Source organism: Phenylobacterium sp. LjRoot225 (genome assembly GCF_964252855.1).
Classification (GTDB): domain Bacteria; phylum Pseudomonadota; class Alphaproteobacteria; order Caulobacterales; family Caulobacteraceae; genus Phenylobacterium.
Window position 1 is genome coordinate 69,427 of record NZ_CAXUPL020000005.1, and the last position, 13,949, is coordinate 83,375.

Genomic DNA, 13,949 nt, shown 5'->3' on the forward strand with positions numbered 1-13,949 from the left:
AGACCCCTGGCGGCCGCCGCGCCAAGCAGGAGCGATCTGAACGGACTCGCGGCGCGATCATCGAGGCGGTCATCGCGGTGCTGGCCGACGTCGGCGTCGCCGGCCTGACGCATCGCCTCGTGGCGCGACGCTCCGGCGCCTCGCTGGCGGCGACGACCTATTACTTCGAGAGCAAGCAGGACATGATCGCGGAGGCCTCCGAGGCGCTCCTGCGCAACGACCTTGCAGACCTAGCGCGGCTGGCGGAGCAGGAGCCGGGCGTCGGCGCCGCCGCCTTCCGCCGGTTCGTCGCGCGGGTCGCCGCGAACGGGGTGGGCGAGCACCGGGCGCGCACCCTGGCCTGGTGCGAGATCGTGCTCGACGCGGCGCGCCATCCGGACGCCTACGGCCTCACCCGGACCTGGTATGAGCGGCGCCTGCGGGTCTGGTCGCAGATCGCGCGGGCCTACGAGGCGCCCTATCCGGCGATCGCCGCCCGCTTCGGCTCGGACATCACCCTGGGCGCCCTGTTTCACGCCCTTGGCCTGGGCCTCAGTCCCGAGACCCTGTGGGCGACCCTCGGCGGCAAGGTCGCCGCGGCCGACCTATTCCCGCCGTCCGCGGCCCAGGCCGCCGTCGCGGACGCCCCCCCGCTCAGCGCCAAGGCCGCGGCCACGCGCGAGCGGATCCTCGAGGCCGCCATCGGGCTGCTCGCCGCGCGCGGCGCCGCGGCCGTCAACTACCGCTCCGTCGCCCTGGAGGCCGGGCTCACCCCCGGCGCGCCCGCCTACTACTTCAGCTCCTCCAAGGCGCTCCTCGGCGAGGCCCAGGTCCTGCTGTTCTCGCGATCCAAGGCCCGCTACCGCGAGGTGATGAGCAGCGCCTTCAACGGCCTGGACCTGTCGATGATGGTCGAGCTCACCGCGGTGATCTTCCAGAGCGAGGCGACCGAGTTCGGCCCGCTGAACCTCGCCGCCTACGCCATCTGGCTGCAGGCCGCGCGCGAGCCGGAGCTTCGCCCGCTGGTGCAGGAAGCGCTCGCCGACCTCTACCGCGCCTGGAGCCGCATTCTGCTGACCGTCGGCGCCGTCAACCACGGGGCCGAGCCGCTGCTGGTCCAGTATCTGTTCGTCGGCGCGCAGATCTGGGCCATGACCGCCGGCGTCACCCCCAACGACCTGGTCAACATCCGCTGGCGGCTGCGGGACGACCTGACCGCGCTCGCCGAGGGCCGCCACTGGATCCAGAGCGCCTGAGGGAAGGGGCAAGGGGGCAAACGCACCTTTGCCTCGACGTCTCGCGCGTCTCAGCGCGGCCGGACGCCGTTGAGGAACAGCTTCACGCAGAACTTGATGCGCGCCTCGAGCGCCGCCGCATCGACCGGTCCGCCCAGGACGATGCCCCGGATCGGGCCGCCGACCACCATGCTGAGGAAGGCGGTCGCCGCCGTCTCCGGGTCGTCGACGCAGACGTCGCCGGCCTTCATTCGGCGCCTCAGGAAGTCGGCGAGGTATTCGAGGGTCGGCCGCGATCCCTGATCATGGGCGTGGGTGAAAATCTCGGGAAAGCGGTAGGACTCGGTGTTGATGATCCGCTGCAGCCGCAGGCCCACCGGGCTGATGGCGTTGGCCATGCGGATGCGCGCGAACGCCACCAGGCTCGCCTCGAGATCGTCGCTCTCGGCGGCCTTGAGGGCCGAGACCGGGACCGTCCATCCGTCGACCGCGCGCTGGACGGCCGCCTTGAACAGGGCGCGCTTGTCCTCGTAGCGGGCGTAGACGGTGCGCTTGGTCATCCCCACGGAGGCGGCGATGGCCTCCATGGTGGCGAGCTCGAAGCCCTTCTCCAGGAACTGCTCCAGGGCGCGGTCGAGCAGCTCCTCGTGCCGTTGCTCGGCCTGTTCGCGTGTCGGGCGGCCCGCGCCCGGCCGAACCTTGCGAGTCAGATGCTGCATGCTCTCTTCTAGCGCATCCACCTGAGCCGCCACAATGAGACGTACTGGGCGCCATACGCGCCGGATTCAGGCGACGGCCTCCTCGCCCACCAGGCTGGTGCGGTGCATGAGCCGGCCGCTGTCCTCGCCGTAGGGCTGCACGCGATGCATCGTGCCGGTGTTGTCCCAGATCAAGAGGTCGCCGATCTTCCAGGCGTGCCGATAGACGAAGCGGGGCTGGGTGGCCCAGGCGAGCAGCTCGTCGAGCAGGGCGCGGCCTTCCTTCAGGCCCATGCCCTCGACCGAGGCGGCGGTCGAGCCCAGCACCAGCGACTTGCGCCCGGAGCGATGCGTCCAGACCAGGGGATGGACCCTGGGGGCCGAGCGGCGCCAGCTCTGCACCTGCTCCTCGCTCGGCGTCGCGTTCACCAGGCGCATCCCGTTTTCGACGCTGTGGACCACCCGCAGCCCCTCGAGGCTCGTCTTCTCGCTCTCCGGCAGATCGTCCCAGGCCGCGTAGGTGTTGGCGAACTCGGTCTCGCCGCCGGTTTGCGACAGCCGGCGGGCGCTGAGGATCGAGGCGCGGGTCGGCACGTCCTCATTGGTGCGGTCGATGTGCCAGACGAACGAGCCCCGGGTGTAGTCGGCGGTCGAGGCGACGCCCTTTTCGAAGGTGATCTTGAAGACGCTCTCGCCGACGGTGGGAAGGATGTCGCCCAGGGTCGCGGAGAATTGCATCTGCTGGTCGTCGTCGAACCCCAGCTCGCGGAAGACCAGGACGCCGCGCTGCTCCAGGCGCTCGCGCAGTTCCGCCGCATAGGTTCCGGCCAGCAGCTCCGCCGGCTCGGCCCGGATCTCCGCGCCGATACGCGGACACAGGTCGATCGTCGTGAGCGCCATCGGATCCTCCCGGCCCGCCTTGAGGCGGGCTCGCTTTTCTCGGCCGCGAGGCTGTGGCCGCGCCCAGGAGTAACCTGGGCGTCAGCCCGGGCGAGGATCAACCTTTGCGACGCCAGAGCACCATTCCTGCCGGACAGGGTCAAGCATCGAGCGGCGAGGGTCAGCGGACCTGACGGAACTCGGCGGCCGGGGAACCTCTGCGTCCCGCGGACGCTCTCCGTCGGCGCCCAGAGGAGGAGCCCGCGATGGCGAACCAGCAGCAGCCCACCCAGGAGTCAGGCGGGATGGCCGGCGGCCACGCGGCGCATGAGCAGCAGCTCGCCGCCGCCCTGCGCGATCTGATCGACCAGGCCGACCTCGGCGACTACCGGGACGGCCAGGGCGGGGCGATGCGCGACAGCCCAGCCTTCCAGAAGGCCCAGGCGCTGGTCGACCGGTTCGGCGTCACCCACGAACAGCTTTGCCTGACCCTGGCTGAATGCGAGCTCTCCGGCGATCTCGACGCGGCCGCGCGGCGGCTCTCGGAATCTCGGACCGCCCAGCCCGGCGACACCCCGCCGGAGTACCAGACCTGGCACACCGGGCCTTAAGCCCGGCGGCGCCAGCCCCTCAGTCGATGACGAAATGCTCCGCGCTCCCGCCGGCGGTGAAGGGGCCGATCACGTTGCGGAATTCCGCATGCCGCGGCGTCTGGGCGGCGGTGACGTGCGCCTCGACGCTGTCCCATTGCACCAGCAGGATGAACTTGTTCGGGTTCTCGACGCCTTGCCCGACCTGCACCGAACGACAGCCCTTGTGCCCAGCCAGCAGGGCCGTGCCGTCCGCCTTCATGGCGGCGGCGAAGGCCTCGGCCATGCCGTCCTTGATTGTCAACTCGGCGCGTTCCAGGACCATCACCACTCCCATCGTTGAGGCTCGGCGGGGCGCCCGAAACGTCCCGCTCAGAGGTTGACCATAGCGCTTTCGATCGCGGCAAGCCCCCAGCTGAGAGCCAGAATTTCGCGGCGTCCAGGCTTTCTTCGAAGCGCCGTACAGCGCGCGGACCGGCTCGGAGCCTTCAAGCCACCCCTCATGAGAGGGTGTCCGTCCTCGCCCATTGGGTCAGCTTCAGACGGTCGAGCTTGCCGTTGGCGAGGCGGGGCAGGGCGTTCACGATGAGAATATCCCGGGGCATCCGGGCCGGCGCGACCCGCACCATCAGCCAGTTGCGCAGCTCGGTCTCGGACACGGCTCCGTCGGGACGGGCGGTGACATAGAGGCGCAGAGCATCCCCGGACCGGTCATCCGGCACGCCCACCGCCGCGCAATACCCGACGCCTTCGCAACGCTCGACGAGCCGCTCGATCTCCTCGATCGACACCGTCTCGCCGCCGAGGCTGAGCGTCAGCTTCAACCGGCCGAGCCAGGTGAGATAGCCGTCGGCGTCGATGGTGACGAGATCTTCGCTGTGCAGCCAGCCGTCCGCGTCGATCGCGCGGGCCGTCTCGTCCGGCCGGTTCCAATAGCCGCGCATGACATTGCCCCTGAGCCAGGCTTCGCCGGGTTGGCCGGGCGCGGTGTCCGCCCCCGTGACCGGATCGATCGCGCGGCATTCGTAGCCCTCCAGCAGCCGGCCCGAGGTGGTCGCCTGCTTCTCCGGGGCATCCTGCGGGCTCGTCATGGAGACCGGGCCGTAGGTCTCGGTGAGGCCGAAGGGCGACATGCAGAAGATGACGTTCGGCATCACCCGGCGGGCGGCCGCATTGGGCCGAGGCGCGATGCGCAGGGAGCCGAGCACGCGGCCCTGCTCCATGGCGGCCTGGACGATCTCCTTGCTACGGACGCCCAGCTCTATCGTCGCCTGCTCCTGGTCGATGAGCCGCACCGCCAGCGCCGGGTCGAAGGCCTCCGTGAAGACGAGGGTTCCGCCGTTCAGCAGCATCGTCATCTGGCCGTAGATGCTGCCGCCGCCATGGAAGAACGGCATCATGCTGAAGAAGACGTCCGTCCGGCGGACGCCGATCCGTCGCGCGTGCAGGAGGCCGTTCGCCACGAGCCCGCCGTGCTCCAGCATCGCTCCCTTCGGAAAGCCGGTGCTGCCGGAGGTGTATTTGATCATGGCCAGGTCTGTCGGCCGGGTGGAACGCTCCAGGGCCTCGGCGAGATCGCGCGCCGCCTGGGAGCCGACGTCGGCTCCCGCCGCCTCCAGCGCGGCGAAGTCGAACGCGCCCGCCCTTTGACCGCCTGACCGCGCCAACAGGATCACGTTGCGCAGCTCGGGGTATTCGGCGCTGAACAGCATGCCCGGCGCGGGCGCGGCGGCGAACTCCGGACAGATCTGCGCCAGGACCTCCGGGAAACAGGCCTCCCGGAACCGGTCGATGAGGATCAGGTGCCGGGCGCCGGCGTGGGCGATCAGGAAGCCGATCTCGGCCGGCGCGAGAAAGGGATTGATCGGAACGACCACGGCGCCGAGGCGCATGCAGGCCAGGGACGACACGATCCACTCGAGGGTGTTGGTCATCCACAGGACCACGCGGTCGCCGCGCCGCACGCCCACGCCGGCGAGGCCTGCAGAAACCGCCGATACGCGATCCAGCAGCTGCCGATAGGTCAGTCGCCGGACGTCGCCGCCGTCGTCCGCCGCCACCAGGGCGAGCCGCTCCAGCGATCCTTGCGCCGCCTGCGTCACCGCCTGCCACACGGTCCGCGCGCGCGCCGCCTCGAGGTCGCGCCATCCTTCCGGACGCGCTCGCGAAGCCTCGATCGCAGGCTCGGCCGCATCGCGTCGCAGAGCGCCGGGGCCGCGGGCGGCGTCAACTCGGGTCACACAGGCCTCCCTTGATCGGCCCTCCGGCCTTAGAGACCCGTCAGATATGTTCTATTCCTGGTCATCGCTTCAAGCGATGAGTGGCGGTTCGCGCAGAGCGCCGCTCGGGCGCCCGGCCAGGCGGGGAGACAGGATGAAGGTTACGCTCCGACAGCTCGAGATCTTCGATGCGGTCGCCACTCTGGGCAGCGTCACCAGCGCGGCCAACAAGCTGGGCATGAGCCAGAGCGCGGCGAGCAACGCGTTGACCGACCTTCAGATCGTGCTGCGGCGTCCGCTGTTCGCGCACGCCAAGGGCCGGCCGCTGCAGATCACCGAGGAGGGCAGGCGGCTTCGGCCCGTGGTCCGCTCGCTGCTCAGCGAGGTGCATGATCTCGAATCCGGCCTGGAGACCCCGCTGGGCGGCACGCTCGTCGTCGGCGCCACCGAGATGATCGCCGAAACCCTGCTGCCGGCGCTCTGCGTGGAGTTCCTGCGCCTGCATCCCGGGGTGCAGATCAAGGTCGAGGCCGCGAGCGCCACGGAGCTGTTCGAACGCCTTTCGCGGTTCGAGCTGGAGACCGCGCTGATCGAGATTTTTCCGGATGTCGCCGGCCTGGAGCTGACGCGCTGGCGCACCGACGAACTGTGGCTCGTCGCAGCCCCCAGCCACCCGCTCGCGACCCGCGAAGGACTGACGATCGCGGATCTCGCCGGGACGGTGTGGTGCTCGCGCGAGGCCGATTCCACTGTCTCCGCGCGCCTTCGCTACATGCTGCACGAGAAGGTCGGACAGATCGAGACGGCGTTCGAAGCCACCAGCAACGCCGCCGTTCGGCTGGCGGTGATCGCCGGCGGCGGCGTCGGCTGCCTCTCCAAAGGCATCGTGCAGCCGGACATCGAGGCCGGCCGCCTGGTGCGGCTGGAGGTGTCGGACTTCCACTTCACCCGCGCCCTCAGCCTGGCGCGCCCGCGGGATGTATGGCGCAGCCGGCTGACCGCCACCTTCGACCGCTTCATTCTCGAGCGCGGCGAGGACCCGAGACCCGAGCCCGGCCACGCCTACCCTTCGATTTTATCGATAGGGGGCATGATAGATTAGCCGATTGTTGAATAGCTCCCCGGTCGATATGAAATCCGACAACAAGTCGCCGCCAGCGCCAGGGTCTTCGCCCTCACGTTCATAAGGCGACAAGATGCGGGAGGCGCGTGGTGAGAACAACGTCGGAAGATGTCGCGCCCTACGCACGCCTGTACTCCTTGAACATAAGTTCTCCGGCCGACCACTTCGGCCAGGATATGGCTCCGCCCTTGCCCCTCATCTCGGATGATCGGCCGTGACGTTTCAGGAACGCTACGGTCCCTGGGCGGTCGTGGCCGGCGCGTCTGAAGGCGTCGGTCGATCCTTTGCCCGGGCGATCGCGGCGAAGGGCGTCCATTGCATCCTGCTCGCCAACGGCGGCCCGCTCGAAGAGGCCGCGGTCGAGATCGAGGCGGATTACCGCGTCGAATGCCGGACGGCGCATATCGACCTGTCCCGCCCCGAGACGTTCGCCGAGATCGTCGCGGCGGTCGGCCCGCGGGACATCGGGCTGTACGTCGCCAACGCCGGCGCCGATCCGTACGGCGCGCGTTTCCACGATCGGCCGGCGTCGGACTGGCTCGGCCTGATTGGAACCAACATCACGACGACCGTGCAGAGCTGCCACCACTTCGGCGGCCGGATGCGGACGCGGCGCCGCGGCGGCCTGCTCATCGTCAATTCTGGGGCCTGCTACGGCGGCTGCGGATCGCTGGCGATCTACACGGCCGCCAAGGCCTTCCAGCTCAATCTGAGCGAGTCGCTCTGGTCGGAGTTGCGCCCGCATGGCGTCGACGTCCTGACCCTCGTCCTCGGACAGACCGACACCCCGGCCTATCACCGACTGCAGGCGAAGAAGGGCATGCCCAGCAGCCCCAACCTCGCCTCGCCCGACGCCGTGGCGGCGGTCGGCCTCGAGCGGCTGCCGCATGGGCCGGTGTGCAACTGGGGTCTGGCCGACGACGACGCCGGCTATCTGCCCGCCTCAGCGGCGGAGCGACGCGAACGGGTCGTCGCCATCGAGGCGGCGCTCGAACGGGTCTTCGGGAAGGCGGAGCCCGCATGAGCGCGACCCCAACATTTCTGACGAGAACCTCGAGCTCGGGCTCGACGGGAGGTGCAGCATGACTTTCATATTCAGCGCCGACGGCCATGTCGTCGAGCCCTCGGATCTGTTGACCGAGGGGCTGCCGCCGTCCCTGCGCGGCCATGGAATCCGCGCCGAGATCCGCGACGGCTTCCGCTACATGATGGCGGGCGACCGGCTCACCAGCAAGGCGAGGCTGGAGGCCCCGAAGCCCCGCCCGGGCTGGGACGGCGAAGATTTCGGCCGCCCGAACCGCAAAGGCTCGCGCGAAATCGCCGGGCGGTTCGAGGACATGGCGCTCGACGGCGTCGATGCGGAGATCGTCTTCCCGTCGCTGGCCCTGACCACCTTCCTGATCGAGAACCCCGAGGCCGAGCTCGCCACCGCCCAGGTCTACAACGACTGGCACCACGGCATGTTCAAGGACCACCCGGAGCGGTTCGTCCGCTGCGGCGTCCTGCCGGTCCGCGACTTCAGGAACACCGTCGCCGAGATCAAGCGGCTCGCGGGCCTCGGCTTCACCGCCGCCATGCTGCCCAGCCTGATCCAGCCGACGCTCGGCCTGCCGCTCTACACCAGCGAAGCCTGGGATCCGGTGTTCGAGGCCGGACAGGCGCACGGGATCGTCTTCGTTCAGCACGGCGGCACGGGACGCGAGGACGTCCGCAGCCATCGCGGGCCGGGCGGGGCGGTGATCAACTATTCCCTGCAGGCCTGTGACAGCATGGTCACCGTCATGCAGCTGGTCGCCGGCGGCCTGCTCGACCGCTTCCCCGGCGCCAAGGTCTGCTGCATCGAAACCGGCGCGAGCTGGCTGGCGGCCGTCGCCGAGCGGATGGACGAGGTTTACGACGCCCACTTCTCCTTCGTGGAGCCGAAGCTATCGCTGACCCCGCGGGAGATCATCGCCCGGCAGGTGGCCTGCTCCTTCCAGTACGACCGCGCCTGCGTCATGTCCCGATCGGTCACGGGAACCAAGGCGCTGATGTGGGGGGCGGACTATCCGCACCACGAGGGCACCTTCCCGCGCTCGAAACAGGTGCTGGCGCACCTCTTCGACGGCATCGAGATCAGCGAGCAGGACAAGGCCGACATCGTCGGCCTGAACGCGGCCCGGCTGTTCCGCCTGCCGCATCCCGCCGTTATGGCGGCCGCCTGATGAAAGCCAAGGCGGCGATCGTCGGCGTAGGCGCCACGCCCTACTACTATCGCGGCGAGTCCGAGCCGCAGACGCTCTTTGAGCTGATCGACAAGGCGACGCTGGCGGCGCTGGACGACGCGGGCCTCACCGTGGCCGACGTCGACGGCGTGGCCTTCTTCGCCTACGGCCACGAGGTCGGCATGCTGACCGAGCAGCTCGGCATTCCCGAGCTCACCTTCGCGGCCTGCGTGTCGGGCGGCGGCGGCGGCTGCCCGGGCATCCTCGACCTCGCGGCGATGGCGATCGAGACCGGGCGGGCGAAGACCGTGCTGTGCATCGGCGCCAACCAGCAGGGCAAGCGTCGCTACGGCCAGACGATGACCAACCTGGCGCTGACGCCGGACAACATCTTCCACACCCTCGCCGGCCTGCCCGGGCCGGGCCAGACGCTCGCCCTGTCGGTGCGCCGGCACATGCATGAGTTCGGCACGCGCCGCGAAGCCTTCGGCGAGGTGGTGATCGCCTCGCGCCTCGCCGCGGCGACCCGCGAGACGGCGCTCCGCCGCAAGCCGCTGACCATGGAGGAGTATCTGGCGGCGCCGATGCTCGCCGATCCGATGTGCCGGCTCGACTTCTGCCTGGAGACCGACGGCGCGGTGGCGGTCGTCGTCACCAGCGCCGAGCGCGCGGCGGACCGGCCGCACAAGCCCGTCCACATCGCGGCCAGCGCCCATGGCGGCGCCCGTGATTGGGGCCGCGCCTTCTTCTGGCTGAACCAGTCCGCGGAGGCCTTCACCGGATCCGGCGGCGGGCCGATCGGACGGCGCCTGTACGAGGCCGCCGGCATAGGTCCGAGCGATATCGACGTGGCCCTGCTCTACGACCACTTCTCCCCGCTCGTGGTCATGCAGCTCGAGGACTACGGTTTCTGCGCCAAGGGCGAAGGCGGGCCGTTCGTCGAGAGCGGCGCGATCCGTCTCGGCGGGTCGATCCCGGTCAACCCGCACGGCGGCCATCTTTCCGAAGGCTACATCATCGGGATGACCCACATCCGCGAGGCGGTCGAGCAGCTTCGCGGCGAGGCGGTCAATCAGGTCCGCGACGCGCGCTTCGCCCTGGTCACCGGCGGCCCGGCGAACATCCCGATGAGCGGCGCAATCCTGAGTGCTGAACGATGACTGGCGTGACCGTCCCCCTCGACTGCAGCGCCATCGAAGTGCCGATGGACGCCTGGAGCGAGCCCTTCTGGGCGGCGGCGGCCGACCGCCGGCTGCTGGTCCCGCGCTGCGGGAATTGCGGCCTGTTCCGTTGGCCGCCGGGGCCCTTCTGTCCGGATTGCCGCTCCCAGAAGGTCGATTGGGCGCAGCCGGGCGAGGGGCGGATCTACACCTTCACCCTGGTTCCCCGCCCCGCGCGCGACGACGGGCAGCCGGCCGGGGTCAGCGCCCCGGCCCTGATCGAGTTCGCCGACGCGCCCGGCCTGCGGCTGATGAGCACGATCGTCGGCGCGCCGATCGACAGCCTCCGGATCGGAGCGTCCGTGCGCGTCGACTGGATCCAGGCTGCGAACGCGACCGTGCCGGTCTTCCGACTCCAATGACGCCGGTTCGACCCGTGACTCTTGCAGAAATGACAGGGCCCCCAGACCGGGCCGCGGAGGATGTGGTGAGGGATAATCTGGAGATCGCCGAAGGCGGGATCATCGCCGGGGTCGGCGCAACTCAGGAGCCCGATCCGAAGGCGGAGCTCGCGCGGCTGCGGTCTTTCACCATGTGGCAGGCGCTGCAGGCCGCGGCCGCGCACGATCCCGGCCGCCACGCCCTGGTCGCGGCCAACGACGCCGGCGAGCTGCAGCGACTGACCTATGAGGAGCTGCTCTCGAGGGTGCGCGACCTCTCCGCAGGCTTCGCCAGCATCGGGGTGCGACGCGGCGACCGGCTGGTCCTGTGGATGACCAACACCCTGGAGTGGGTGGTCTCCGCCTTCGCCGCCATGCGGCTCGGCGCCGCCGTCGTCCCGGTCAACACCTTCCTGAAGCCGCCGGAGATCAAATACTTCATCCAGCAGTCCGGCGCCCGGCACCTGGTGATGATCGACAGCTTCCGTAAGCTGAACATGCCGGAGCTGCTGGCGGAGATCTGTCCCGAAGCCGTGGCCGCCAAGGCGCCGGGCTTCACCTTCAGCCCTGAGCTGCCGGACCTGCGCAACATCGTCCTGTTCGGCCGCAGCGGCGGCGACCTGGCCTGCGCCCACGACCTTGCGACGCTCGCCGCCGAGGCCGGCCCCGAGGCCTATGCCCTGGCGGACCGGATGGAGGCCGAGGTCAGGTCCACAGACCTGGCGATGGTCAAGTACACCTCCGGCAGCACCGCCTTCCCCAAGGGCGTGATGCTGGAGCAGGGCGGCATCGTCGCCAACGGGGTGCTGCACGCGCGGGGCATGTGGGTCCGCACCTCCGACGTCTACTTCAGCATGATGCCCTTCTTCCACGCCGGCGGCAGCATCTACGGCCTGATGACCATGCTGCTGAACGGCGGGACCCTGGTGTTCACCGAGGCCTTTGACGCCGAGATCGCCGCGGACCTGATCGCCTCGGAACAGGCGAGCGTCGTCGTGACCGTGCTGGGCGCGGAGATCGTGCAGGCCGCGTTGGCGAAGGGACTGATCTTCCCCTCCGTCCGCGTCGGCTCGGCGCCTGACGAGACCTCCCGCAAGGTGCTGCCGAATATCGCCTCCTGTTTCGGCGCCTTCGGCCTCACCGAGACCTACGGCCCAGCGGCGCTGTCCAGCTACCGGCCCGGGGAGCCCCCGAGCGGGCGGGTGATGCCCGGAAACGAATACCGGGTGGTCGATCCCGAGACCGGCCAGGATGCGCCGCCGGGAACGCCGGGCGAAGCGTGGTTCCGGGGCAATGTGGCGCGTGGCTACTGGAACAAGCCGGAGGAATCGGCGCGCGCCTTCGACAAGGACGGCTGGTTCCACACCGAGGACCTGGTGACGATCGACGCCGAGGGCTGCGTCACCTGGCTCGGCCGGTTGAAGCTGATGCTGAAGGTCGGCGGCGAAAACGTCTCGATCGAAGAGATCGAGCGGGTGGTCGCCAGCCACGAGGCCGTGATGGACTGCTGCGCGGTGGGCGTGCCCGACAAGCGCAAGGGCGAGGCGGCGCGCATCTACGTGACCCTGACGCCCGAGCAGAAGCTCGAGGAGGAGGAGCTTCGCGCCTGGCTCAAGCCGCGCCTGGCGCACTTCAAGTTGCCGCGGGAGATCCTCTTCATCGATCGCCTTCCGCGCCTGGGCAGCGGCAAGGTCGACCGGGTCCAGATCGCCCGGTGGGTCAAGGAGGAGGCGGCATGAGCCCGCGCCCGCCGCTCAGCGACCACGAGGTCTTCGACCTCTTTCCAAACGTCATGATCAGTCGCGACAACATCGAGCATTATCGCGCCCTGGCCGAGGGACGGCTGCTGATCAACCGGTGCGACGATTGCGGCCACTGGATCTATCCGCATCGGCCGCTCTGCCCGGAATGCTTCTCGTGGAAGGTCAGGCCCACCCAGGTGAGCGGACGCGGGCGCGTCTTCACGTTCACCCGCCTGCAGCAGCTGCGCGACCCCGACGCCTTCCTGGCGGAGCCGGTCACCGCGGCCGCCGTCGAGCTCGAGGAACAGGCCGGACTTCGCTATCTCGCGCGCATCGTCAACTGTCCACGCGACCAGATCGCGCTCGACATGCCGGTGTCCCTGACCTGGTTGGAAGAGGCCGGGCGCCTGATGCCCGCGTTCGAACCGGCCGCCGCCGCGCAGGACCACGCGAATGGCTAGGAATCCGCTCAAGGACACCCTCGCCGTCGTCGGCGTCGGGTCGACGCCCTACGGCCGCGACCTGCAGCGCTCGGAGCTCTCGCTGGGGCTGGAGGCGGCGGTTCGCGCGATCGCCGACGCCGGGATCGACAAGCAGGAGATCGACGGGATCTGCGGCTCCGGGATGACGCCCCTGGCCATGGGCGGGTCGGGCTTCCTCAGCCTGCAGGGCGGTCTGGGCATAGACCGCGTCACCTGGGTGAAGAACGGCTGGCTGGGCTCGGCCTTCGTCTACGCGGCGGAAGCCGTCTTCTCCGGCCTCTGCGACACCGTGCTGGTGGTGCAGACCTATATGCGCAATCCCGGCATGTCCCGCTCAGCGGCGGCCGATCCGTTCCGGCGGCGCGCGGCGCAGTTCAGCGACGTCGGCGGCGACGTCGGGCAGGAGGACTTCGCGCGTCGCTGGACCCATTCCGGCGAGCCCTACGCCGGCTGGATGCGGCGCTACATGAAGGACTACGGCGTCAACAAGGACGCCTTCGGCCTGATGGCGGTCAACAACCGCTCCCACGGGTCGCGAAACCCGCACGCGGTGATGCCGGCGCCGATCAGCCTGGACGACTATTACGAGGCCCGGATGATCTGGGACCCCATGCAGATGCTGGACATGGATGTTCCGGTCGATTGCGGGGAAGCCCTGATCATCACCACGGCGGAGCGGGCCCGCGACCTGAAGGTCAAGCCGGTCTACATCCACGCCATGTCGCTGGGCGGCACGCGGGTGGGCGAGTTCTACGAGAACACCCTCGGCTGGACCGAGAACGCCTTCTGGGTGGCGATGAGCGGCCTGTGGGATCGCAGCGACCTCAAGGTCGGCGATATCGATCTCTTCTATCCCTACGACGGCTACACGATCGACGCCGTGGCGCTCACCGAGGCCGCGGGCTTCTGCAAGCCGGGCGAGGCCGGCGGCTTCTTCAGGGACAACTGGGACCGCAGCGAGAACATCCTGCGGCTGGGCGGGCGCACCCAGGTCACCACCCATGGCGGAGGTCTCGCCCAGGGCCGGGCCGGCGGCGCGAACTTCTACGCCGAAGCCGTCCGCCAGCTGCGCGGCCAGGAGGGGCCGCGACAGGCCGCCCAGGCGTCCACGGCGCTGATCGGCATAGGGAGCTTCTTCCACGACCCCTCCGCGGTCGTGCTGCGCGCCGATCGGTGACGGGCGCGCCCACGCGCGCGT

At 69.7% G+C, this 13,949-nt stretch carries 14 protein-coding genes; 10 read left to right on the forward strand and 4 right to left on the reverse strand.

The annotated features are described in order from the left end of the window. The first annotated feature begins 59 nt into the window (after positions 1-59). Positions 60-1,235, forward strand: coding sequence for a TetR/AcrR family transcriptional regulator (locus tag ACSQ2B_RS23855; RefSeq protein WP_436054049.1), 1,176 nt, complete (start codon positions 60-62; stop codon positions 1,233-1,235). Positions 1,236-1,285: 50 nt separating this feature from the next. Here ACSQ2B_RS23855 and ACSQ2B_RS23860 read toward each other — a convergent pair whose 3' ends face one another. Together ACSQ2B_RS23860 and ACSQ2B_RS23865 are read right to left on the reverse strand one after the other, a co-directional pair. Beyond that, entirely contained in the window at positions 1,286-1,933 is a 648-nt protein-coding gene (locus ACSQ2B_RS23860; protein WP_436053883.1) for a TetR/AcrR family transcriptional regulator, read from the reverse strand. A gap of 66 nt (positions 1,934-1,999) precedes the next feature. Next, positions 2,000-2,812, reverse strand: coding sequence for a TauD/TfdA dioxygenase family protein (locus ACSQ2B_RS23865; RefSeq protein WP_436053885.1), 813 nt, complete (start codon positions 2,810-2,812; stop codon positions 2,000-2,002). Positions 2,813-3,057: 245 nt separating this feature from the next. Between ACSQ2B_RS23865 and ACSQ2B_RS23870 the strand changes: the two genes are divergently transcribed. Next, complete coding sequence (locus ACSQ2B_RS23870) at positions 3,058-3,402, forward strand: hypothetical protein (protein WP_436053887.1); 345 nt, start codon at positions 3,058-3,060, stop codon at positions 3,400-3,402. A 19-nt stretch (positions 3,403-3,421) separates the two neighbouring features. On the opposite strand, the gene ACSQ2B_RS23875 is transcribed toward ACSQ2B_RS23870, so the two are convergent. After that, complete coding sequence (locus tag ACSQ2B_RS23875) at positions 3,422-3,706, reverse strand: antibiotic biosynthesis monooxygenase family protein (RefSeq protein ID WP_436053888.1); 285 nt, start codon at positions 3,704-3,706, stop codon at positions 3,422-3,424. 175 nt (positions 3,707-3,881) lie between these two features. Then, the gene (locus ACSQ2B_RS23880; RefSeq protein WP_436053890.1) at positions 3,882-5,621 is read right to left on the reverse strand and encodes a class I adenylate-forming enzyme family protein; all 1,740 of its coding nucleotides are present in this window, start codon (positions 5,619-5,621) and stop codon (positions 3,882-3,884) included. A gap of 133 nt (positions 5,622-5,754) precedes the next feature. On the opposite strand from ACSQ2B_RS23880, the gene ACSQ2B_RS23885 reads away from it, so the two are divergent. From ACSQ2B_RS23885 to ACSQ2B_RS23920, 8 genes are all read left to right on the forward strand, one after another. Further along, positions 5,755-6,702, forward strand: a complete 948-nt coding sequence (locus tag ACSQ2B_RS23885) for a LysR family transcriptional regulator (RefSeq protein ID WP_436053892.1) — start codon at positions 5,755-5,757, stop codon at positions 6,700-6,702. 235 nt (positions 6,703-6,937) lie between these two features. Then, positions 6,938-7,747 (forward strand): SDR family NAD(P)-dependent oxidoreductase, encoded by an 810-nt coding sequence (locus tag ACSQ2B_RS23890; RefSeq protein ID WP_436053894.1) that lies wholly within the window; start codon positions 6,938-6,940, stop codon positions 7,745-7,747. Positions 7,748-7,805: 58 nt separating this feature from the next. Then, a complete protein-coding gene (locus ACSQ2B_RS23895; protein ID WP_436053895.1) occupies positions 7,806-8,927 on the forward strand; it encodes an amidohydrolase family protein in 1,122 nt (373 codons plus the stop codon). Next, positions 8,927-10,087 (forward strand): thiolase C-terminal domain-containing protein, encoded by a 1,161-nt coding sequence (locus ACSQ2B_RS23900; RefSeq protein ID WP_436053896.1) that lies wholly within the window; start codon positions 8,927-8,929, stop codon positions 10,085-10,087. Before ACSQ2B_RS23895 ends, ACSQ2B_RS23900 begins: the two co-directional genes overlap by 1 nt. Before the next feature lie 5 nt (positions 10,088-10,092). Continuing rightward, complete coding sequence (locus ACSQ2B_RS23905) at positions 10,093-10,509, forward strand: Zn-ribbon domain-containing OB-fold protein (RefSeq protein WP_436053897.1); 417 nt, start codon at positions 10,093-10,095, stop codon at positions 10,507-10,509. Positions 10,510-10,574: 65 nt separating this feature from the next. Beyond that, the gene (locus tag ACSQ2B_RS23910) at positions 10,575-12,266 is read left to right on the forward strand and encodes a class I adenylate-forming enzyme family protein (RefSeq protein WP_436053898.1); all 1,692 of its coding nucleotides are present in this window, start codon (positions 10,575-10,577) and stop codon (positions 12,264-12,266) included. Next, on the forward strand, positions 12,263-12,730 hold the full coding sequence (locus tag ACSQ2B_RS23915; RefSeq protein ID WP_436053899.1) for a Zn-ribbon domain-containing OB-fold protein: 468 nt from the start codon (positions 12,263-12,265) through the stop codon (positions 12,728-12,730). Before ACSQ2B_RS23910 ends, ACSQ2B_RS23915 begins: the two co-directional genes overlap by 4 nt. Further along, the gene (locus ACSQ2B_RS23920) at positions 12,723-13,928 is read left to right on the forward strand and encodes a thiolase family protein (RefSeq protein WP_436053901.1); all 1,206 of its coding nucleotides are present in this window, start codon (positions 12,723-12,725) and stop codon (positions 13,926-13,928) included. The genes ACSQ2B_RS23915 and ACSQ2B_RS23920 overlap by 8 nt, the downstream gene beginning before the upstream one ends. Positions 13,929-13,949 lie beyond the last annotated feature (21 nt).